Source organism: Bartonella sp. AP4SXKL (genome assembly GCF_042195845.1).
GTDB lineage: Bacteria > Pseudomonadota > Alphaproteobacteria > Rhizobiales > Rhizobiaceae > Bartonella.
In genome coordinates this window covers 1-23,706 of sequence record NZ_JBHIPA010000012.1, presented here as the reverse complement: position 1 = coordinate 23,706, position 23,706 = coordinate 1, and the positions used below count along the sequence as shown (strand labels likewise).

At 38.3% G+C, this 23,706-nt stretch carries 15 protein-coding genes; 9 read left to right on the top strand and 6 right to left on the bottom strand.

Annotation, left to right across the window (positions count from 1 at the left end):
- The first annotated feature begins 337 nt into the window (after window positions 1-337).
- The 8 genes from ACFIMI_RS07105 (at window position 338) to ACFIMI_RS07070 (ending at window position 13,324) form a co-directional block, all read left to right on the top strand.
- A complete protein-coding gene (locus tag ACFIMI_RS07105) occupies window positions 338-1,183 on the top strand; it encodes a BID domain-containing T4SS effector (protein WP_375681943.1) in 846 nt (281 codons plus the stop codon).
- A 354-nt stretch (window positions 1,184-1,537) separates the two neighbouring features.
- Complete coding sequence (locus ACFIMI_RS07100) at window positions 1,538-2,824, top strand: BID domain-containing T4SS effector (protein ID WP_375681942.1); 1,287 nt, start codon at window positions 1,538-1,540, stop codon at window positions 2,822-2,824.
- 304 nt (window positions 2,825-3,128) lie between these two features.
- The gene (locus ACFIMI_RS07095) at window positions 3,129-5,093 is read left to right on the top strand and encodes a BID domain-containing T4SS effector (protein WP_375692387.1); all 1,965 of its coding nucleotides are present in this window, start codon (window positions 3,129-3,131) and stop codon (window positions 5,091-5,093) included.
- Between the two features lie 316 nt (window positions 5,094-5,409).
- Complete coding sequence (locus tag ACFIMI_RS07090; RefSeq protein ID WP_375692386.1) at window positions 5,410-8,640, top strand: BID domain-containing T4SS effector; 3,231 nt, start codon at window positions 5,410-5,412, stop codon at window positions 8,638-8,640.
- Between the two features lie 789 nt (window positions 8,641-9,429).
- Window positions 9,430-11,001 carry a murein biosynthesis integral membrane protein MurJ gene (gene murJ / locus ACFIMI_RS07085; RefSeq protein ID WP_375692385.1) on the top strand — a complete coding sequence of 524 codons (1,572 nt, stop codon included), beginning with the start codon at window positions 9,430-9,432 and terminating at the stop codon, window positions 10,999-11,001.
- 60 nt (window positions 11,002-11,061) lie between these two features.
- The gene (trpS, locus tag ACFIMI_RS07080; RefSeq protein WP_375613581.1) at window positions 11,062-12,132 is read left to right on the top strand and encodes a tryptophan--tRNA ligase; all 1,071 of its coding nucleotides are present in this window, start codon (window positions 11,062-11,064) and stop codon (window positions 12,130-12,132) included.
- 62 nt (window positions 12,133-12,194) lie between these two features.
- On the top strand, window positions 12,195-12,686 hold the full coding sequence (locus ACFIMI_RS07075; protein WP_375612177.1) for a universal stress protein: 492 nt from the start codon (window positions 12,195-12,197) through the stop codon (window positions 12,684-12,686).
- A gap of 59 nt (window positions 12,687-12,745) precedes the next feature.
- A complete protein-coding gene (locus ACFIMI_RS07070; protein ID WP_375668492.1) occupies window positions 12,746-13,324 on the top strand; it encodes a NifU family protein in 579 nt (192 codons plus the stop codon).
- A gap of 1,406 nt (window positions 13,325-14,730) precedes the next feature.
- Here the strand turns inward: ACFIMI_RS07070 and ACFIMI_RS07065 are convergent.
- Together ACFIMI_RS07065 and ACFIMI_RS07060 are read right to left on the bottom strand one after the other, a co-directional pair.
- Complete coding sequence (locus ACFIMI_RS07065) at window positions 14,731-15,066, bottom strand: zinc ribbon domain-containing protein YjdM (RefSeq protein ID WP_375618296.1); 336 nt, start codon at window positions 15,064-15,066, stop codon at window positions 14,731-14,733.
- Window positions 15,067-16,132: 1,066 nt separating this feature from the next.
- Window positions 16,133-17,761 (bottom strand): alpha-D-glucose phosphate-specific phosphoglucomutase, encoded by a 1,629-nt coding sequence (locus tag ACFIMI_RS07060; RefSeq protein ID WP_375692384.1) that lies wholly within the window; start codon window positions 17,759-17,761, stop codon window positions 16,133-16,135.
- A gap of 217 nt (window positions 17,762-17,978) precedes the next feature.
- Between ACFIMI_RS07060 and ACFIMI_RS07055 the strand changes: the two genes are divergently transcribed.
- Window positions 17,979-18,503: a peroxiredoxin gene (locus ACFIMI_RS07055; RefSeq protein WP_375631347.1), complete on the top strand. Its 525-nt coding sequence runs from the start codon at window positions 17,979-17,981 to the stop codon at window positions 18,501-18,503.
- 882 nt (window positions 18,504-19,385) lie between these two features.
- On the opposite strand, the gene ACFIMI_RS07050 is transcribed toward ACFIMI_RS07055, so the two are convergent.
- The 4 genes from ACFIMI_RS07050 to pyrF all read right to left on the bottom strand — a co-directional run bounded on the left by ACFIMI_RS07050 (window position 19,386) and on the right by pyrF (window position 23,192).
- Window positions 19,386-19,919, bottom strand: a complete 534-nt coding sequence (locus ACFIMI_RS07050; RefSeq protein ID WP_375613583.1) for a replication protein — start codon at window positions 19,917-19,919, stop codon at window positions 19,386-19,388.
- A gap of 591 nt (window positions 19,920-20,510) precedes the next feature.
- A complete protein-coding gene (gene hisS, locus ACFIMI_RS07045; protein WP_375631319.1) occupies window positions 20,511-21,995 on the bottom strand; it encodes a histidine--tRNA ligase in 1,485 nt (494 codons plus the stop codon).
- A 44-nt stretch (window positions 21,996-22,039) separates the two neighbouring features.
- Entirely contained in the window at window positions 22,040-22,288 is a 249-nt protein-coding gene (locus ACFIMI_RS07040; protein WP_375692383.1) for a hypothetical protein, read from the bottom strand.
- A 58-nt stretch (window positions 22,289-22,346) separates the two neighbouring features.
- Window positions 22,347-23,192 (bottom strand): orotidine-5'-phosphate decarboxylase, encoded by an 846-nt coding sequence (pyrF, locus tag ACFIMI_RS07035; RefSeq protein ID WP_375692382.1) that lies wholly within the window; start codon window positions 23,190-23,192, stop codon window positions 22,347-22,349.
- Between the last annotated feature and the right edge of the window lie 514 nt (window positions 23,193-23,706).

Here is a 23,706-nt window from a genome sequence, read left to right as displayed (position 1 = left end):
GACATAAACATAAAAACAGATAGGTTTTTGTTTTTCATGTAATTTTTTTCAGTGAGTTTCTTGGTGCAAATCATTTTATCGTGATTGCACCAAGAATTGTTTTAAAATATTACAAAAAATAGTCCTAAAAATGGATTCTGTAATTTATTATAACTTATTGATAATATTTCATAAAAAAACTGTATAAAAGACATAAATGTTCATTACATATCAATATGAATAGCGCAAAATCTTTGGAGGTCATTCGGTTGGATATCTTCCTTATATAAAAGTTATCAAAACTAAAAGTGGGGAATGCACCAAAGAGGTTTTCTAAAAATATTGAAAGGAAACATGTATGAAAAAACATCATCCAAGCCCTTCTGCAAATCCAGAAGCCCTCTATGCAAAAGTTAATAAACCAACCAGAGGAAACCAGCGCGGTCCAACCCCAGAAGAGGAAGTTCTATACGCATCAGTTAGCACCTCTTCCCCTCTTTCAAGAGACAGACATCATGCTCAAAGGAGTGAAGATCCTGAAACCGACTATACAACGGTTGCTTCTCCAAGACATGAAACTGATGTTCTATACGCATCAGTTAGCAGCGTTACCCCTTCTTCAAGAGGTAAACATCAAAGGACAGAAGATCCTGAAACCGACTATACAACGGTTGCTCCGCACCAAAGAGGAAGATCTCCATCTTCCCTCACAGCTGATCAAATAAGTGTCATGCTTTTAAAAAATCCACACGTCCAAGCACATGCAGAAGAAGTCATACACTGGAGTAAAATTGTTTATGGCGATGATACGATTTTCCAGCAGCACTTGCAAGGAATACTTACAGATCCCACTAAAGGAAAAGACCTTTCAAATCAACTTGCTGAAAATCCTGAATCTATACATAAACTTGCTGGCCGCTCCACACTTGGCTTAAAAAATCAAACACGCAAAGCAGCTGAAGATGGTTTTAGATCGCTCGTTGATGCCGTTGATGGTTATACGAAAGCTGTACAAGACGCAGCAACAAGACTATCGCAAACCCCTCTAGCGGAACAAAGACGCCATCAAGAAAATTCTCAGCAAGTTGAGAGACACCATCATCATCATCGTCATCATCACACAAGAGGACAAGAACACAATAGTCCAGAGCACAGCCCTCAACGACAAAGACACGGAGAAAAAGGAATGGCTTATGCCATGTAAGGGGGCATAAACATAAAAACAGATAGTTTTTGTTTTTCATGTAATCTTTTTTTCAGTGAGTTTCTTGGCGCAAATCATTTTATCGCGATTGCGCCAAGAATTGTTTTAGAATGTTACAAAAAATAGCCCTAAAAATGGCGCCTGTAATTCATGCCGACTATTGATAACTTATTGATAATATTTCACAAAAAAACTGTATAAAAGACACAAATGTCCATTAAGCTGATTGCAAATAGCGCAGATCTTTGGAAGCTCATTCAGCTCGATATTTCTTTTATCTCAAAGCGATCCAAGCATAAAAGGCAAGAATGCACCAAAGAGGTTTTCTAAAACAATTTTTGAAAGGAAACATGCATGAAAAAAACCCACCCTCATCCTTTTCCATCCTCTTCAATACAAGAACTTATAAAGCTCTATGAACAAGCAGCGGCAGAAGTCTCAGGCGCAGCAGCCCCCCTTCTTAAAGAAACGCCTTCAAAAAGCAAAAGACTGTCATCCATACCGGAAGAAGATGAGGAAAGACAATCTCTTTTAAGAGAAGAAACTGTATATGCATCAACAAATCCAACAGCTTCGTTAACAAGAGGCGGCTCTACCAAAAGGCAGAGAAAACCTGAAACGACACACGCAACAATTCCTTCACAAGCAGCATTACAAAGGGCAACAAGAGTTCTCTCAGAGGAAGAGATCATTCTATTGCTTCCACACCATTCATTGGTTCGAACCTATCAAGAAGAAATCCAACATTTATCCGCAAGTGCCTATGGTAACCCAAACATTTTGCAAGAAAAAATGCAGGAAATTCAAAGAAATCCCGCTGCAGGAGAGGAGCTCTCATGGCGCATGGCAGCCCATCCTGAAAGTCTTGCTAAACTTTCCGGCACCAGCATGTTGGGCTTTAAAAATCGAGTGCGTAGACAAGCGGAAGAGAGTTATTCCGCTCTCAGTGTCACCGTTGATTGTTATACAGAAGCCGTAAAACAGGCAAGAGAGAGCCTCTTACAATCTCCAGAGCAAGAACTCAAAAACTATGAACGCTTAATGGGGAAGGAAGCTGTCACTAAACTTCTACAAAAATCAGATCAACGCGAAAAAGAAACGCTTTCAGAGACAGAAATTTCTACCAAAATTCACCAACATTCAAAAGTCAGAAGACACCATGCCCAAATCCAATATTGGTGCGGAGTTGTTTTTGGCAACACAAACATTTTGCAATCACAGGTGGAAATGCTTTTCCAAAACCCTGAAACAATAGAACAGCTGGCACAGCAACTTGCCGGAAATCCTCAGTCTTTTAACAAATACACTGGTCGTAACTTTTGTGGCTTTAAAAATAAAGCACGCAGACATGCTGAAGCGGGTCTTTCTCACCTCATTGACGCCGCTGACAATTATGCAACAGCTGTAACACAAGTAAGAGAGAGCCTTTCAAAAACTCAGCAGACAAAACAAGAACACAATGAAGCATCTTCTGACAGAGCGCAAAATTTGCATCAACAACAAAGCGTCTCACAGTCTACTCAACGCCCGGAGCCTTCAATAGTAACGCATGAAGGAGCAACACCCTCTACGCAACAAAGAGAAACAGATATTCGTCCTCGCAAAACTGCCGCCCCAAAAGCGATGGCTTTTGCCAGCTAAACAGACATAAGTTTTCACGTTGAATCCAACGTCTTGGCGCAACACAGGAAAGAGGTGTTTGCGCCAAGAAAGAGAGAAAATTGAAACAAAATTTATTTTTCCGTCCCTTAACCCAAACACTGGAGAAAACAATCTTTAGAGAATGAATATGATCTGAGCCAAGAGAGTCAAATCATGCGAAACCATTCAGTTTCATATCCTCTCTCATAGAAACAAATGAAAAAGCATAAAACAGAATAAAAACCAACGTACATTTTTAAATAGTATTTAAAAACAATATTGGAAGAGTTTGAAAGGAACATGCATGAAAAAAAGAAATCCCTCCCCTTTTATCACCGAAATGATGGAAAAATTTCAACAACCGGCTGAACAATCCCCCACCAGAACCCCTCCTTCCCAAGTTTCTCAAAGTTTGCCAAAAGCAACTGTAGAAAAACGCCCAGAAAATTTATCCCCCCACCCAAAAGTTGCTCCACCACCTCCCCCACGTATGAAAAGCCCAATGCAAACCAGCACAATGCCTCCTAACGCCAAAAACCAAGAGACGCCTCCCCCACAAAAAAAAGCAGCCCCACAAAGACCCCCGCGTGCAAAAGAGAGGCAACAACATAAACCAACAGTTCAAGAGTCCCCCTCCCTACAGACAAAAGTGGCTCCGCCCCTTCCTCCACGCATGAGAGAAAAAACACAAACCGGCACAACAATCTCCAACTCAAAAAACCAAGAAAGCTCCTCCACGCACACAAAAGCAGCTCCACAAAAACCTCCGCGTGCAAAAGAGAGGCAACAACATAGACCAACAGTTCAAGAGTCCCCTTCCCCGCAAAAAAAAATGGCTCCGCCCCCGCCCCCACGTATGAGAGAAAAAACACAAGCCGACGCAAAAATCCAAAAGCATGAAACCCAAGAAAGCCCCTCCACGCGCATAAAAATGGCCCCACAAAGACCACCGCGTGCAAAAGATAGAGAACAAAACAAACCAACTGCTCAAGAATCCCCTTCTCTACAGACAAAAGTGGCTCCGCCCCTTCCCCCACGCATGAGAGAAAGAGCACAAAACGGCACAAAAATTCAAAATCCTGAAACACACGAACCAAGTGTTAGACCCAAAACATCATCACATATGAAAGTCAGGCAGCAAAGCAGTTCATCATCACAAGACAGTGGAACATATGCCGTCCCGCCTTCAAGAAAACCGCACCGTATGGAAAACAGAAAACAAAGCGATACTGTCGTCCCAAAAACTTCCTCTCCACACACAGCAATTGAACAACCAAAACCGTCTCACGAACAAAAACCATCTATTAATACAATGGAAAGAGAGCTATTGCTCGTAGCATATCAAGAAGAAATACGATTTTTGAGCGAAAAGGTTTATGGCGACCGACTTATTTTAAATGAAAGAATAGAAGCAATCAAAGAAAACCCCGATATGGGAGAACAGCTCTTATGGGATGTTACAGAACGGCCTAAGTCTATTTCTAAGCTTGCTGGTAGAAAAGTTCTTGGCATAAAAAACCATGCGCGCAGAAAAGCTGAAGAAACTCTTCCCACCCTATGTGCTGCCATTAACGGTTATGTGTATACTTCAAAATATACAAAAAGTGAAAATATTTTACAAGGTTCTCACACGGAACAACAACATCAGCGACAAACACAAGAGGAAGAGCTAACAAATCAACATTTACAAAATCCGCTCAATTCAGAAAAGAAAATAAAGCCTCTCTCAAATCAGGAAATTGCCCGCAGAGTTCAACAAGATCCATCGGTTCAATATGGTCAAAGAGAGATCCAATATTGGTGCCAAATTGTTTATAATGATCCATTTATTTTGCAATATAGAATAGAAGATATGCACAAAATTCCAGAGATGGGAGAAGAGCTTGTATTTCAAATTGAAAAGGATTCTGCATCTGTTGCTCCACTTGCTGGTAAGCAAGTCCTTGGCGTAAAAAATGGAGCACGCAAAGCCGCTGAAGAAAATCTTCCTACTCTTTGTACCGTCATTAAGGAGTATGCTGAAACTGTAAAACAGTTAAAAGAAACCATTGTGCAAAACCATCAGGCAGAACAACAAAAACGTTATCAACCACCTACCGATTTCGATAAAAAATTACAAAAGCAGCAAAGCTTATCGCAGCCTCCAAAGCTGCCTGAACGCTCAACAGCAAAGCGGCATCTAGAAGTTGCAGCAACTTCTAGACAAGAAGACCAGCCGCATGTTCGACCGCGCAGAGCCGAAACATCAAAAGCAATGGCTTTGTCGTGATAAATCTCCTAATTGTTGGCTTTTTATCCAAAACTTTGGTGCAATTATCTTGCCAAGATTGCACCAAAGACGGTGTGTGAAATACAGAAAACTTTGAATAAGACACCCCATTATTTTACAGAATTCATTGATAAAATTTCACGATAATACTTCAAAATTATAAACTTTAACTTTGTTCCATGCGAATAAGGTCAATTTTTTCAATCATTCAAATAGGCATTCTTCTTTGAAGAAAACGCTATGAAAATAACATAAGGCAAAAAATGTAAAAAAGAAGATTTCAAAAAATAATGTTACCATTTGAAAGGAAATATGCATGAAAGAAAACACAGAACATTGTGCCTCCTCTACACAGGAAGAATTGCAAGAACAACACTCTGTAATTAATGCAGCCATTTCAAAGCAAATCAATGAAGAAGCGCAAAATTTTTTCTACCCCAATAGCAAAGTGCTTAAAAATAAATACCGCATCAAAGATAAAGAAATATTAAAAGAATGCTGTTCTAATGATGTAAAAAAAGAAATGATAAAACTGCACCAAGAACCTCTACCAGAGCAGTTTAATGCCTCTTATCTAAAATACCTTCATCAACGCCTCTTTTCCCATGCATTTGAATGGGCCGGACAAACACGCGAAAAGCCTTTTACATTTGAAGATGGCACTGTTGCTTCTATGCCCATTTTGAAAAGAAAAGAATTTACAAAAACTTTTGCGATTGGCAGAAAAATACAGGAGGGACTAGAAAAGTTAGATAAAACGCTTGCTGAAAAGAATAATTTACAAGGCTTAACGCGCGAAGAATTCGTTGAACAAGCAGCTAGTATAATGATAGATTTGCACCACTTGCATCCTTTCAGAGAGGGCAATAGGCGCACAAAGAGACTGTTTGTTGAAAAACTCTCTCAAGCAGCAGGACATGAGCTAGACTTTTCTCTTGTGAGCAAAAAACGTAAAGACTTTGTCCGCGCCGCTGCCATGGAACATGGCAACCCAGAGCCTATGAAGCATCTTCTTGAGGATATCTCAAATCCAGAAAAATTGCTCCTCTTACGAGAATTCACCAACTCTATGAGAAAGCTTGGATTAGATGAAAAAAATTATCATCTCGCTGTCGTTGCAAAAGAAGGAGAAACCTATCATGGTACCTATAGAGGCAGTGGACCCAATGGCTTCATGCTTGATGCCAACGGCATTTTCATCTTGGGAAATAAAAAAGATCTCACCCCAGAGCAAATACAGACATTAAAAATCGGTGACGCCCTCTCCTTTACAGCACCAAAAGTTCAAAAACCAGAAAAAACCCAGCAAAAAACATTGCTTCCAGAAGAAAAAGAAGAAAAAAGAGCCACTCTTAAAAACGATGAAATAACTGAAAAGAGCAAAGACAACGCATCCATTCAAACAAAGAAAAAAGAACAAGCCCATTTTTCACCGTGGATTGCCCCTCATGCTTTACATGACAGCGTTGAAGTTATGCCCAAAAGTTTGCAAGCACAAGAAAAAGAACAAATGGCACAACCAATTGTTCAATCGGCTTCCGCTATGAGGCAAATGCAAAAAGATTTTCAAAAAAATATTTTACAGAGCAGTAATACAGCGACAAATGATCCAATATCTGTCAAAATGACAAAGGAAACACGCTCTGATCATCCAGAAATAGAAAAACAGCCTATCAAAAAAGCAATGGCATACTGGGATACTGGTACAAGAAAAACGGACACCATCCCTCTCACCTTACAGGAGAAATTATCATCACCACCTGAAACCGAAGAAAATAAGACAATACACCGTAATTTCTTTTACCCCAATAGTATCACCTTAAAGAATAAATATAGAATAAAAGATTACGGAAAATTAAAAGTGCAATGTGCCCATGATACAACAAAAGCAATCATTCATCTGCGCCAAGAAGCGCCACCACAAAAACTAACCTCCACATATCTCCAATATATTCATCACACCCTATTTAAAAATACTTTTGAATGGGCCGGACAAACACGCGAAAAACCATTTACATTTGAAGATGGTACCGTTGCTTATATGCCAATGATGAAAAAAGCTGGTATTTCTTTTGCCTCAGCAAAACAGATACAGGAGGGACTAGAAAATTTAGATAAAATACTTGCTGAAACAAATAGTTTAAAAGGCTTAACCCGCGAAACATTTATTGAACATGTCACTGAAATGTTGATACAACTCAACTATACGCATCCTTTCAGAGAAGGTAATGGACGCACACAACGAATGTTTTTTGAAAAACTTGGGCAAGTTGCTGGCCACACACTCGACTTTTCTCTTGTAACAGAAAAACGCATGAATCTTGCCAGCATTGCATCGCTAAAACATAAAGATAAAGAAGAAATGAAACATCTGCTTGAGGATATCTCAAATCCAGAAAAAATACTTATTTTAAAAGAATTCATGGACAGTATGAAACATATCGGGCTTGAGAGTATTCATCATCATCTTATTATAACAGCAAAAGAAGGTCATACCTATAAAGGCTTTTACAGAGGCAGTGGACCCAATGGCTTTATGCTTGATGCTAACGGAACTTTCATCTTGGGAAATAAAAAAGATCTCACCCCAGAGCAAATACAGACATTAAAAATCGGTGACGCCCTCTCCTTTACAGCACCAAAAATTCAAAACCAGCAAGAAGTGCTTATCCCCGCACAAACAATAGCCCCCCTTACCAACAATGAAATTGCCACAAGGATAAAAAACAACGTTTCCATTCAAGCAAGAAGAAAAGAAATAGAAACTTTGTGCCAAATCATTTATGGCAATCGTCATATTTTGCGGGAAAGAATTGAGATGATCCATGAAAATCATACTGAAGGAGAACAACTCACCTATCAAATTACCACCTCTCCCCAATCGATTTCTAAGCTTTCTGGTAGCAATGTATTTGGCATAAAAAACAACGCACGCGCCCATGCTGAAGAAAATATTTTGCCCCTCTGTAGAGCCATTGATCGTTATATCAATATTTCTAAACAAACAGAAAGAGACATTCTCCATACCCATCATGTAAAACAAAGGCGGTGTGAACAGTCGGTAGAAATGCCTAAGGCTTGGATGAAAAATCTCCTTTCCTTGTCAAAAGCACAACAGCAAGAAATGTTATCAAACTCTCCTGAATTAAGGGGGGAGATAAGGACTTATATCAAAAAAATCAATGAGCGCTTATCTTCAAACGAGCATGAAGTTATAAAAGAAAATAATCCTGAAAGACTTGCGAAGAGTCTTGGCACATCAACCATTAAAGCAAAAGAGATTATGGAAATAATCAAGCAGATAAAAGAGATAGAACCGCATATACAACCCATGTATTTTTATAACCATAAATTCGATGAGCGCTTCGCACCAAACCAGCATCAATCTATAAAGAAAAACAATGAAAAAAAATGTTCCAACACGCCTGATAAAGAAGCAATTAAAGTGCAAAAAATGACAGAAAACGTCAATCAAAGTCCCAAAAGACAAGAAAATATTCAACCTCACAAAACGGCGCACGCAAAAGCAATGGCAATGAATGTCTAAAAGGTTCATAAACTTTAACTTTTTCGCCCCCTCTGGTAAAAATGATAGCCTTTATCCCCTTGCCTTCATCGGCAAATCAATCGCACCTCAACGAGAATGGAAACCATGAGAGAGCAACTTTATCTTATTTTCTCAGATTTTATCCTCATCAACTGTGAAAAGAAACCTGAACAAGAAAAATGCTGTTGAAAGATCATGTCTTCCTATCCTCTTGTTTATGTAATCTCTAAAATGGGAAGGCAGCCACATTTGGGGAGAACATAAAGCCGTAAAAGTGAAAAGTAATCACCAGTTTTACCATCACCTTTTAGCTCAGCCTTACGACTTTTTAAAACATCTAAAGCGCTGTTTTTTTTTAAATAATGAATAAATAATGGAAATTACGTATTGCTCCACGCTTTTATTTTATTTGCATTCTTTTAATAGGGTCACACCCCTCACATAAAACAGAACGGCATTGGGTTGCACTATTCACGACATCACACCATAAAGAGAAATTATCATTATATATCCCTACATGTCTCTTCAAACTGTTATGATATCACTCCCATATTTCAGTTTGAAAAAGAAATTTTAATTATTTTATGGCAACAATAAAAATTTTAATGCAACAGTAAACAAGGAACATAAAAAAGTCTTCAAGCACCATTGTTGACAGAAAGATAAACACCGTCGTAAAACGCTTTCAAAAAGTATCCTTGATTAGGATAGAGATCAGATTTTTACGATTTAAAACGCTTTATTTCTCCTGTCATCGCTTCTCTTTTACAACAAAGTTGATATATCTTTATGACATTGATTAAAAAAATTGCAACAGTTGCTTCCGGAACCCTCGTGAGCCGTATTTTTGGCTTCGTACGCGAAATGCTTATGGCAGCAGCACTAGGAACTGGTCCTGTTTCTGATGCGTTTAATGCTGCTTTCCGTTTTCCCAACACATTCCGCCGTTTTTTTGCTGAAGGTGCCTTTAATGCTGCTTTCATTCCTCTTTTTGCCAAAAAAATCACTGAAGATGGTCACGAAACGGCATGCAAGTTTGCAGAAGAGGTGTTTGGCGTTCTCTTTTCACTGCTCTTACTGTTAACGATTGCGATGGAACTCAGTATGCCTTTTTTGGTACGAACCATTATTGCTCCAGGTTTTACCGAAGATGCAACAAAGCTTAACGCCACAATTCATTTTACGGCGATCATGTTTCCCTATTTAACCTGCATGTCGCTTGCTGCCATGATGGGGGGCATGCTTAATGCACTGCGACGCTATTTTATTGCCGCCATTGCCCCACTCTTTTTAAACATTATTCTGATTGGTGTGCTTGCCTATGCTTGGATCTATAAACTTGACGCTTGGCATATCGGCTTAAATCTCTCTTGGGGTGTATTGGCAGCAGGGCTTCTTCAACTCACCTTAATTGCCCTTGCTTTGCGTCAAAGTGGAATGAAAATTTCCTTCCGCCAGCCCCATTTAAGTCCTAATGTTCGTAAGCTATTAACTTTAGCATTCCCCGCAGCCATCACAGGTGGCATCACGCAAATTAATTTGCTTATTAATACCAACATTGCTTCTAGTCAATCGGGTGCTGTCTCTTCTTTGATGTATGCTGATCGTCTTTATCAATTGCCTTTAGGCGTAATTGCCATTGCCGTTGCAACCGTTCTTTTACCAGAGTTAACACGCGCTTTGCGGAGCAAAAAGCATAAAGAAACCCACCATTTACAAAATCGCTCTATTGAATTAACATTGTTGTTAACACTTCCAGCATCCATTGCTTTTTTGCTGCTCTCCACTCCCATTGTCAGTTTGCTCTTTGAGCGAGGACAATTTACCAGTCAATCAACACACCATGTTGCACAATTACTAGAACTTTATGGATTAGGACTTCCAGCTTTTGTTCTTATTAAGGTCTTTATTCCTAATTTTTTTGCCCATGAAGATACCAAAACACCGATGATTTTTACAGGTATTTGCGTTTTCATCAATATCAGTCTCGCCTTAACATTATTTCCTATTCTATCTGCACGAGGCATTGTTATTGCTGAAATTACCTCTGGATGGGCCAACACCCTTTTGCTGTGGAGTGTCCTTATCAAACGCGGTTATTGGAAATACGACTTCCAACTGATAAAACGAATATTATGTCTCATGATGGCAACTCTTTTGAGTGCACTAGCCCTCTATTACGGATTGAATGTGCTTGGTTTTTTGTCTTTTCCTTTATCCTCACAAGCATCATTTTTCTTGCGCGCGATCACCTTAGCTGGGATCATGATTGGCATATTTTTGATCTATTTTAGTGCCTATTTTTTATTCAACACCCGTTCCTTTTTTCACACGCTTAAAAATTTGAAAAAACGCTCATAATATCTATACTTTGTCAAAAACAATAAAATGAATAACCTTAATTGAAGAAAGAGCACTCCTATGGATACCTTCACACCACTTGTCTTTTCCGGCGTACAACCGAGTGGTCATTTACATCTTGGCAATTATCTTGGAGCCATTCAGCGTTGGGTTGAACTGCAAAACTCTCATCACTGCCTCTATTGTGTTGTGGATATGCATGCGCTCACAGTCAACCCAGATCCCTTTACTTTACGCGAATCCACCAGAACAGTGACAGCAGCTTTTTTAGCCGCCGGTATTGATCCTCAAAAACACATTATTTTTAACCAATCACGTGTTTTTCAACATGCTGAACTCGCCTGGATTTTTAATTGTGTTGCCCGTATCGGCTGGCTTCAACGCATGACACAATTTAAAGATAAAGCGGGAAAAGATCGCGAAAAAGCATCCATCGGGCTTTTTGCCTATCCCACTTTGATGGCTGCTGATATTTTAGTCTATCGTGCAACGCATGTTCCAGTAGGCGAAGATCAAAAACAGCATGTTGAACTCACACGCGATATTGCACAAAAATTTAACAACGACTATGCACAGCGTATTGCCGAATTAAATTTTGGCATCTCTATGCAAACAGATGAAGAAAAAAGACAAGGCTTTTTTCCTCTTCCAGAAGCACTAATTGGAACAACAGCCACACGCGTTATGTCTTTGCGCGATGGGACGAAAAAAATGTCAAAATCAGATCCTTCAGATTTTTCACGCATTAATTTGACCGATGACGCTGATCTTATCGCAAAAAAAATACGCAAAGCCAAAACGGATTCGGCTCCACTTCCCGATACCCTTGCCGCTTTAAAAGAACGACCAGAAGTAGATAACCTGCTTGGTATTTATGCCGCCTTTGCCAAAGTTAGCAAAGAAAAGATTCTTTTAGAATTTTCTGGTCAACAATTTTCGCATTTTAAAACAGCTCTAGCCGACCTTGTTGTCCATAAGCTTGCCCCTATAACAGAAGAATTACGTCGCCTTCATCAAGAAAATGATTATATCGACTCTGTTTTGCATGATGGCGCTAAACGTGCTAGTATGCTCGCAGAAGAAAATATGAAAAAAATTCGTGAAATTATTGGATTTTTGCACGATACATAAAAATAATAAAACTAAAAACTGTAGAGAGCAAAAAAATCGTTTGTACAAAATAGAGAAAGTGCATGATTTCCAAACCCCAAAATCCGAAAAAAGAACCAAAGAAAAAAAACTTAGTTATTATCGATGAAACACCAGAGTGTCGGCGTGCCGTTGCGTTTGCCGCACAGCATGCCCAAAATACCAGTAGAACATTGGTATTACTTTGTGTCGTTGATAGTGTAGAATTTCAACATTTTCTGGGTGTAAACAACGTTATGCGTACAGAATCAAAGCAAAGTGCTCATAAAATATTAGGAGACATTGCCAGTGAAGTCCGCACCACCCATGCGCTTGAAACAGAAATAGTAGTGCGTGAAGGAAAAAAAATTGATGAGATTTCTAAACTGATCGACGAAGATAAAAGGATTGCACTGATTGTTTTAGCAGCCAGTGGACATACAGAAGGACCAGGACCCCTTGTTCAATTAATCGGGAATAAAGGAACAGCTTTTTCAATCCCTGTCATTGTTATTCCTAGCAATCTTGCCGATGAAGATATTAGATCTATTGCCTAAAAAATATAATATTCTACAATGTAAGATCTTCCCAAGCCTTCGTTATAAAAGGAGAATCTATGTTTATACAAACTGAAACCACCCCAAATCCTGCAACTCTTAAATTCTTGCCAGGACGCGTGGTTCTTTCTGAGGGCGTATTAGAATTTCGTGACCCTGAAGAAGCAGCTAAAAACTCACCTTTGGCGGCTAAACTGTTTAATATTCCCAATATCAATGGTGTCTTTTTAGGCTATGATTTTATCACCGTAAGCAAAAAAGAAGGGGAATGGCAACATCTCAAGCCCGTCATTTTAGGCACAATCATGGAACATTTTCTATCCAATGAGCCAGTGATCACTACCAACGCTACAACACAAGCACAAACCCATGCCCTTAACGAAGAATTTTATGACGAAAAAGATGTTGATATTGTCTTAACCATTAAAGAGCTGCTTGAAACGCGTATCCGCCCAGCGGTTGCCAATGATGGTGGAGATATTACTTTTCGTGGATTTGAAAATGGTATTGTTTATCTCAATATGCGCGGCTCCTGCGCTGGATGTCCCTCTTCAACGGCAACCCTCAAACATGGTATTGAAAATCTTTTACGCCATTTTATCCCTGAAGTTTTAGGCGTTGAAGCCATGCCACAATAAATATTGACCTCAATAGGTAAAATAACCACACCGATTGCCCCTCTTCAACAGTGCTCAAACATGGAATGTAAAGATCTTACGTCATTTTATTCCTGAAATTCTCGAAGTAAGCCATGCAGCCATAAAAATAGAGTACTGTTAAAAAAATCTGTCCAATAATGATACCTTCACTCACCTTTCACCTCCACATATGCCTTAAAAAGCTTTCTGCCCTTTTAAGAGCATAAGTTGTTTCAATAAACCAATTTATACGTACACAGAAGTACAATGCATGGATGTGCACTTTAAATTTATTTTGTTTTATAATCTTGTCATGCAATTTTAACGAGGAAAACACGACCTCGTTAAAAAAAAGAAAACCCAAAAAAGAAAATATTGTAAGATAGAGTGCTCATTTGCTCTATCTTTCTCAGTGCTTCCAACGACAAATCACGCAAAATACTCCTTGTAGCAAGCCGGCACCATCATCATATCTGCCAGCCTCTAATGATGCGACAGCTCTTTCATTAAGACAATTCATAAGAGTCATTTTTAATCCTTTCTTTCCTCATTTTTACCCACACGCCAGCCCCGCTTGTGGTGTGCAAGCAAGTGATTTTAATTGATTCAACATGAAACAGATTTGAAATGAGAGAATCCCACGTTATTCGGGGTTCTAATTCAATATGAATAGCGCTAATTTATTATTATAAATCAATATGTTGTTTCAGCCACTCGACAAAGATCACATTTTGCAACTTGCAATGAGAATTCTGACATTCTTCTTATTTCAATTCTGTTCCATGTTGAATCAATCAAAATCGTCCGCTTACACAGCACAAACTGGATAATAACAAAAACTATTTTTAATAGCTCTTATGTACACTTTTATAAGAGACTGTTGCAGTACTAAGAGCTGGAAAATGCATGGCAATAAGACCTTATCAAGATCATAGCGTCCTTTTTCCATTCTTAAAATCAAGAATTCCCCCCTATCATTTTCAATCTCATTTCCATAAACATGACGCAAAAATATAACTACCTGTAAAAAATAAATACATTGAAGCCAGATCTATTATGGTTGTTTGAAAAATTATCTGATACAAAAAATGAGAATATTTTTTCAATTCAGCAGGAATAAGTTTGTCTACTTTACGGTATTGTTCTTCTCATAAAGCGCATACTTTTATTGTTGCTTGTGAGTCAACATCCAGTCCGCCATAACCGCATATTAAAAGAAAAAGACAGAGTCGCTATTTCTCTGCGATACATGGCTTTGCAATAAAGGAAAACATATTGCTTCTATCTGATTGGTGTAATCTATGAAACAAGAAAAGAAGCCACTGGAGAAAAATATGCCCAATTAGAGAAGAATGTAAAAATAGAAAACCAACGAAATCCAAAAACAATTGCAAGAGGACAAATGCTTAAACTTTTTTCACAAACTCCGACTTTAAACTCATCTGACCAATCCCTGGAATTTTGCAATCAATATTATGATCTCCATCCACCAAGCGAATATTCTTTACCTTAGTACCACCTTTTAAAACAGATGAAGCGCCTTTTACTTTCAGATCTTTTATCACCATAACGGTATCTCCGTTTGTTAAAATCTGACCATTGGCATCATAAACAGTATTGACAAGAACCGTATCATCGTTTTTTTGCGGCCATTCATGTGCGCATTCAGGACACACAAAATTTTCACCATCTTCATAAGTATAAAGACAATCACAACGAGGACATTTGGGATATTGGGTCATAAATTCCCCTTTTAAAAGAAAAATCATTCATTATGACTGGTCATAAAGCAAGAAGTGCTTATTGTCCATTATTTTAGAAAAACATTTCCCTTTGTTTCAATCCTCATCTGCCAACTGTGTTCATGAATGCTATCATCACACACCATACATGAGTTTATAAAAATGATTGATCATTATATAACTTAAATGAGCCCCCGCATATCATAAAATTTACTCACTTCATTCTCTCTAATAAATTAATCAAAATCATTTTCTTACACATCAGCAATACAATTAACGAATGAATAAAAAACAATTAGAAAAGGAACATCTCTGAATAAAAACGCTTCCAAAGAGCTAAAAACTGAGAAACAAGAAAATGATAGCCTCAACTTGACCTTTTATTTAAGTAAAGCATTCATAATGTTAGAGAACAAACTAATTTATGATCATAGTTAATGGTTTTGTATATTGAATGAGAGCCGATAAATAAGCTGAGATTCTCTCAACCCCTTTTACATTGAAACAACCAAAGCCTTTTGTTTGCATGTTACAAGTAGGAAAATCCGTGTAAAACGATTATCCAAAATACTAAACACTCTCAAATATAAGAGCCAACATTGAAAGCGGGCAAAGTGAATGATGGTGCCGTCTTACTCTCTCATAAGCGTAAAAATGATGCTGCTCAATGGATGGCCGGTTATCCCTTTCAAAGCAACACGCATAAGATGCGTTTTTAGCGTCTTGAGAGAGAAGCTTCTTTAAAACAAACATATGAAATGTGCAACAATGATCGTATTTTGTTTTGTATGAGAAACATTCCCCTATTAAACAAAAATTTCTATCAAGCCATTGAGCAAACCCATTGGACATAAATGCTCCGATTATGCTCGATTATAATTTCCTACAGCATTTAGTTTTAAGAATCCGGCAGTTTTAGGAATCCGATTGATATGTAAGAGAGGAAAAAACAATTCTCGCCTAAAAATAGAGTTAAGCTCTGGCTTATGGCACATAAAATCACGCCCCTAAAATCACATCCATGTGATCAATCATCATACCTTTACAAAAAAACATTCCAATGATCTTAGGTGATAATATCAGGACGATCTCGCCCCAATGCTTGTTGTATGTTTAACAGTTTTAGTGCCACCTGTTGCAAAGGTTGGAGAACTTCTTGCGGATTAAAATTGTGTTTGCGCGGATCACTTTCATACTGTTCAAAATAAAGTCGTAAAGTAGCACCTAGCGTCCCTGTTCCCGACAAACGAACCACCAACCGTGCTCCATTCTCGAAAAAAATACGTATACCTTGCCGCGTGCTAACGCTCTGATCAACAGGATCATGATATGTAAAATCATCTGCTTTTTTGACGAAAAATCCAGCAATTTCAGTTCCTGCATGTGGTAAGTGCGCACGCAAATACTCTAGTAATGCCAAAGCTTTATCTGCTTCGACTTCTTCATAATCATGCCGTAACGTGTAAAAACGCCCATAGGTGGACCAATGCTGTTGAACAATCTGTGCGACAGTTTTTTCTGTTACCGCTAAAAGATTTAACCAAAATAGGACAGCCCATAAACCATCTTTTTCGCGGATGTGATGAGAGCCCGTTCCAAAGCTTTCTTCACCACAAAAGGTTACTTTCCCCGCATCCAAAAGGGTTCCAAAAAACTTCCATCCCGTTGGCGTTTCAAAAAAGTTTAATCCGTGTTTTTCCGCAACTAAATCAGCAGCACGCCCCGTTGGCATAGAACGCGCTATCCCTACAACACCTTTTCGATATCCTTTAATAAGGTGTGCATGTTCAGCCATAATAGCCAAAGAATCCGAAGGCGAGACAAATTGCCCACGACCAATAATGAGGTTACGATCTCCATCACCATCAGAGGCTGCGCCAAGATCTGGTCCTTGCTCTGACATCAATAAATCATAAAGAGCCTTGGCATAAACCAAATTGGGATCTGGATGACCGCCTCCAAAATCTGGCAAAGGAATACCATTAACCACTGTCCCTTCAGAAAATCCTAAGCATTTTTCAAAAATTTCATGAGCATAAGGCCCTGTTACCGCATGCATGGCATCAAACCGTAAAGTAAGACCTCGAGCAACGGCCTTAGCAATACAGTCAAAATCAAAAAGCTCCTGCATCAAAGCAACATAATCAGTGACAGGATCGATAATATCAATCCGCATGGCTCCCATAAAGACCGTACCTTGCCTATCTAAATCAATATCTGGTGCTTCAAGAATTTTATAAAAGGAAAGACGTTGCGATGTTGCAAAAATAGCATCACATAAAGAATTAGGAGCCGGTCCACCATTGGAAACATTGTATTTGATACCACAATCTCCCTCTGGACCACCAGGATTATGGCTTGCAGAAAGAATAAGTCCACCATGGGCATGAGTTTTACGAATAAGATGCGAAACAGCAGGTGTAGAAAGAATACCGCCCCTTCCCATTTTAACACAAAAAACACCATGCGCCGCCGCCATCTTCAACACAATCTGAAGAAGAGTACGATTAAAAGTGCGCCCATCTCCCCCAAGAATCAACATTTTTCCTTCAAGAGGCCCAATGTTATCAAAAAGAGACTGTATAAAGTTTTCTACATAATGGGGTTGTTGAAAAACAGACACTTTTTTGCGCAAACCAGACGTTCCCGGTTTTTGCCCCTCAAAAGCCGTGGTTAAAACTGTCTTTATGGTCATATCAATACCTTTATATGATTTCCTATAATTTTAAGGTGAAGAGTATCCAAAGTCGACCATTAATTCTACTTGACGGAAGTGTGAAATATTTGCACACTCGTTAGAAGTAAGAATTTTTAAAGAAGCCCTTTTGTTTAAAACGCTTTTTGCCATATGTTTTTAAATACGAAGGCTGTTTTAAAACAAAATTTTCGTAAAAGAATACAGGAGCATCATGATGATGAAAAAAACAGTTCCCAATGTAACATTCCACACACGCGTACGCGATGAATCAATGGCTGGAGACAATCCTTATCGGTGGCAAGAAGTTAACAGCGATGCTTACTTTAAAGGAAAGCGTGTTATTCTTTTTTCTCTTCCTGGAGCTTTTACCCCTACTTGCTCAACCTTTCAGCTGCCTGATTTTGAAAAACTCTATGATGAATTTAAACAAGCGGGTATTGATGAAATTTATTGCCTTTCCGTCAATGATGCTTTTGTCATGAATGCTTGGGGAAAAGCACAAAATATCAAAAACGTGAAGTTAATTCCCGATGGCTCTGGTGAATTCACACGCAAAATGGGTATGCTGGTTGCAAAAGACAATGTTGGTTTCGGCATGCGATCATGGCGCTATGCAGCTGTTATTAATGATGGTGTGGTTGAACAATGGTTCGAAGAAGCAGGTTTTTCAGATAATTGTGCAACAGATCCTTATGAAGTTTCTTCACCACAACATGTTTTAGAAGCCTTGAAAAGCTAATTCCCCCAATCGTCTATTTAAACAAAATTTTACGACACAAATTTCCTGAGGAGGAAGATTTGTGTCGTTTACTTTTTACAACATCTATTCGTGAAAGCAGACACGATAAGTTGATTGTGCGCCTTCTGTGAAAAAATATTACAGCAATAATTTTTTCAATAAATATTTCATGCTTTAACGGCTTTGAAAAAACTTGAAAAATTGCTGATGAAAAATCTGGACCCGTTGTGGAGCTAAAAAATCAAAGAGTTAAAAGCTGTTGCACGCTATCAAAAAATGGGGATGCAATTGCCAAATGCGCAAATTCATGCAAAACTCTCTCAGAAACATCAAGGACTAACGTATTGATGAAATATGCAAGATCAATGCTAAATTTCTCATACTGAGAAAAACTTTGTATCGAACAATACTTTGATTTATAAAGATAATTTATAATTTTGCATATTGAATGAGAGGAGCCGAATATCATAAGATTGTTTTATTTTATCCCTTCTTATATTGAATCCCTTAAAACTATTTTCTTGCTCATTAGCAAGTGGGATTGGCATATGAATAAACGATTAAAAAGAGTAAAAATACCTCTCGTAAACGCGCCAAAATACAAGAGCTATGAACATCATTACTGCAAAGTTTACAAAAGTATCAAGAAAGAAAATACAGATCAAACATTTGTTTGAAGAGGTGCACAGTTCAAATTAACTTATGTCTCATAAAAAGAAGAAAATATGGCATAAAAACCGCTCTGCATAAAGAACCATTCATGGAGAATATTAAATCAAAACAGATCCCGCAAACATTCCAATTCACATACCATAAACAGACTCATTGCTGTTCTCATGGCTATTTATTCTAAGCTTTTATTTTTCTCTAAGAGAAAAACGGTTAAAGGAGTTGTTTATTCGGGTATTCTACCGTAAAGTGTGCTTCTATCTCTTCCTCTTCATCGAACTCAAAATCTTCATCACATTCAGGAAGACCAAAAATATCTGGATTGATGAAATAACAATCTTTTTTTGTCCCCTTCGCTACAATTTTATTCTTTTCTAATTCTTTGATACCTTCTTTAAAACTTTCAAAATTAAGATATTCTGGTTCTTGAATTGAAAGATCACAAGTCAAAAATTCCTCAAGAATATCATGATCCAATGTTATCTGATCAAACCATAAATCCACATCATCCCCCTCATCTAACATTTTCCCTACTTGCCACAACATCACAAAAAATGCTTTCATACCACTAAATGATAGCCCAAAAATCATACGCCGACATGACGAGGCGCCTGAAAAGGTAATTTGCGGAAGATCTTCAAATCCGAAATTTGAAGGAGGAAGTTTAAATGATTTTCCAATATTCTCAGGTCTTTCAAGAATAAAGGGATTTCGTTCATAGAGCAGAGTAAAATCATATTGGACCATTTTCATTTCTCCATTAAAGAGTTGATTTTATGAAATAATACATATTATCAGTAAGTTACCATTATGGCAGCTGACAATTCATCCAAACATGCTCCTGTAAAAAATTGTTCGATTTAAGTCATTCCATTGTTTTTTGAAGCTTAAAAAGTCTTTTAGGATAAAACGCTCTAGTTCTCCCTCCTTTTGCAATAAGACTAGATTTTGTAATGTCCAAGAAGAGAACATCAAAGGATTTGATACTCATAGATGAGAATTCAAAGATGAAGCCAATATGAACTTGTCAATATTTTTATAAACTTTTGCAGAAGCGTTACGTAAAACCCTTTAATTTTCTCAGAGTTTTTTCTTCGTTAAAATTTTTTTGCTCATTTTAACGCATTATCATCGCATCCTCAGAAGGGCACATTTTATAGCAAATAGCGCTTATTTACCTCTTTAAAAATCTCTCTTTTATTCCGAACGCACTCCAAAAACTCGATTTTGAACGCGTGCGTCAGCACGTGTAAACGAGCAAAGTACAAATTTTAAAAATTGAGTTTCAAATTTCCAAAATATTTCGAACAATCACTTGTATAAAGACTTTTACCATTATCATTTTTGAGCTGCTAAAATATCCTGTACCGTTTTGACCAATTGATCTTCATCAACCGTCACTTGTGCTGGTCGACTTTCACGCCATGTTTGATTATCCTTAATTTCATGAGATAACCGCGCCCCTTCAATCAAATCTTTGATCTGTATTTTTCCACTCTCACGTTCTTGTGAGCCTTGGATAACCACACAAGGCGCTTGGCGTCGATCTGCATATTTCATCTGCGCTTTTATCCCCGATGCCCCCAAATAGAGCTCAGCACGAATTCCGGCACCACGCAACTGCATCACCATTTTTTGATAACCAGCAACCGCCTCTGGCTCTTTATCCATCATCAGCACAACAACCGGCCCTGTTGACTCTTTCATAGGCAACTTTCCAAGATTTTGCAAAGCAGCGATCAAGCGTGAGACCCCGATTGAAAAACCTGTTGCTGGAATGTTTTCACCACGAAAGCGTGCCACCAATCCATCATAACGCCCACCACCACCAACGGAGCCAAAAACAACTTTCTGCCCATCATCATTGAAAACATCAAAAAGCAACGTAGCCTCAAAAACAGGACCTGTATAATAATCCAGTCCACGCACCACCGATGGATCAATCTTGATACGATTCTGAATGCCATTTGCGACAAAAATTGCTTGCATTTCCTCAAGCTCACGAATTCCCTCACGCCCTTGAACATGATCACCAACCACTTCTTTAAGAACCTCAAGCGTTTCTTCTGCTGTTTCAGCTCCAGCAGCAGTTAAGGTAAGAATACACTCAATCTCTTTATCCTTAAGCTCCGCCCCTTTTGTAAAGTCACCACTTTCATCCAAACGCCCTTTTCCCAAAAGCAAACGCACCCCTTCAGAACCAAATTTATCCAGTTTATCAATTGCTCTTAAGACAGTTAAGCGCTTTTCAGCCTGCTCATTTCCCCCCAAACCAATTTTCTCTAAAACGCAATCGAGAATTTTTCTGTTGTTCAGACGAATGGCATATTCATGATGCTGAAACCCTAGTTTTTCCAAACTATCGGCTGCCATCATACAAATTTCGGCATCAGCTGCAACCGTTGGTGTTCCAACAATATCCGCATCAAACTGCATAAATTGCCGAAACCGCCCTGGACCTGGTTTTTCATTGCGAAAAACAAAGCCAAGACGATAACTGCGATAAGGCTTTGGCAAAACTTCAAAATTCTCGGCAAAATAACGAGCAAGAGGCGCGGTAAGATCATAGCGCAAAGACATCCATTGCTCATCATCATCTTGTAGCGAAAAAACGCCCGCATTTGGACGATCTGAATCCGGTAAAAACTTACCCAGCACATCTGTATATTCAAAAATTGGAGTTTCTAGTGCTTCAAAACCGTAAAGTTCATAGACTTCACGAATTTGCGCAATCATTGTTTCAGTTGCATACAACTGTGCACTTGTACGATCCACAAAACCACGGGGTAAACGGGCTTTGGTTTTTTCTTGTTTTGATGACATGTTTTTCTCTAACAACAATATATATATTCACCGATAACGTGTGTCTATCTTATAGAAACAAACGCTGCAATAACTTTATCAACTGGAAACTGGTAACAATATGCATAAGCTTTTGCTTTTGAAGGATGTAAACCCTTACCCTTAAGGCAATCTACTGAAAATATTTGTACTTTCAATAGGAACATAGCCTCCCGCTCAACATGAAATGCCCGCTTAACATTCAATGAAAAGACATCCGCGCTTTTTGAATGAAACCACAAAGCAACTGTTGATTCTGGATAAATCGGAAACATCCCCCTCAAAAGCCCTCCCTCTCAAAATTCTTCAGATTTATTACAGATGCAAAAATCCTCAAGACATCAGTGTGCTTTGCGCTTGTTCTGCAAAATGATTGATAACATTTTTTAAATCAACAATATTTCGTCCAACATCTGTAATAGAGCGTGATACAGAGGGAATAACATTCTGCCAAAGTCTTTGTGGAAATTGATTTGCTAATTGTGTCATTGTTCCACCTTGGGCACCAATACCCGGAACGAGAAACAGACTATTGTTTAACTGCTCGATTGTGTCTTTTGATTCAGATCCTAATGTCGCTCCTATAACCGCACCTATGGGACCAATATTATGATGGAGAACCGGAGACTGAGAATTATAATCACAAATACACTGTGCAAGATGAAGAGAGAGTGTCTGATCACCAATAAGCGCATTTCGTATTTGTTTTCCCTCTGGATTAGAGGATTGAACAACCACAAAAACTCCTGCTCCTGTTTCTTCTGCAACCTTTATCAGAGGAATAAGAGCATCAAAACCCAAAAAAGGATTAACTGTGATGGCATCAGCTTTGAACGCACTGCTTGGACCCAGCCAAGCTTTACCATAGGCTTCAGCAGTAGAGCCAATATCTCCCCTCTTTACATCCGCCAGAACCAATATGCCTTGTTCGTGTGCATTTTCAATCAGTTCTTTGAGAGCTTGAAGACCTTCCACACCATATAATTCAAAAAATGCGACTTGCGGCTTTATCATCCCCACTTTACCCACAACCGCTGTTAAGAGGATATCACAAAAATCTTTTAGACCTTTATAATCAAAGCTTAGTTTCCACGATTGCAAAACTTTATGGCTCGGATCAAAGCCAATACAAAGAGGTCCATAGATTTCACGATTTTTAAAAAAAGTTGAACGAAACATTTTATATCCTAACAAGGTCTCTCTTTAAACTTTTTGATACAATCAAAAAGAAAACCATTTGTCAAAAGAATACAATAGCGAAAACACAAAGAAAGAGCTCTCTATACAAAATGTGCTTTTATTTATGAAACATAAATATATTCCCATTCGTAACGCTTATCATATGTTTATCGACCAAGACGTTGTCATGAGATAAAAATTCAAATTTATGAAAGAATATAAACAAAAAAGCATCTATATTATTATGACCCCATAAAGCCCTATAGGCGTACCTTGTCGTTTTCACACCCTTTTTTATGATCAACAAAAACTCTCTATGAACGCGTTTTAAACAAAAGTTTCAAAAGAAAATGCCCCACCATGATGATCTCGATCTTAGCTTTAGATTTTTCCTATTCCTTTTTGGCGCATATCTATTCACTTTTGGAACATAATTAGCAAAAAGGCATTGTATCTCCAGCATATTCAAGGAGATAAAACATGGAAACTCGCATTCCTGAAAACACACCATTCG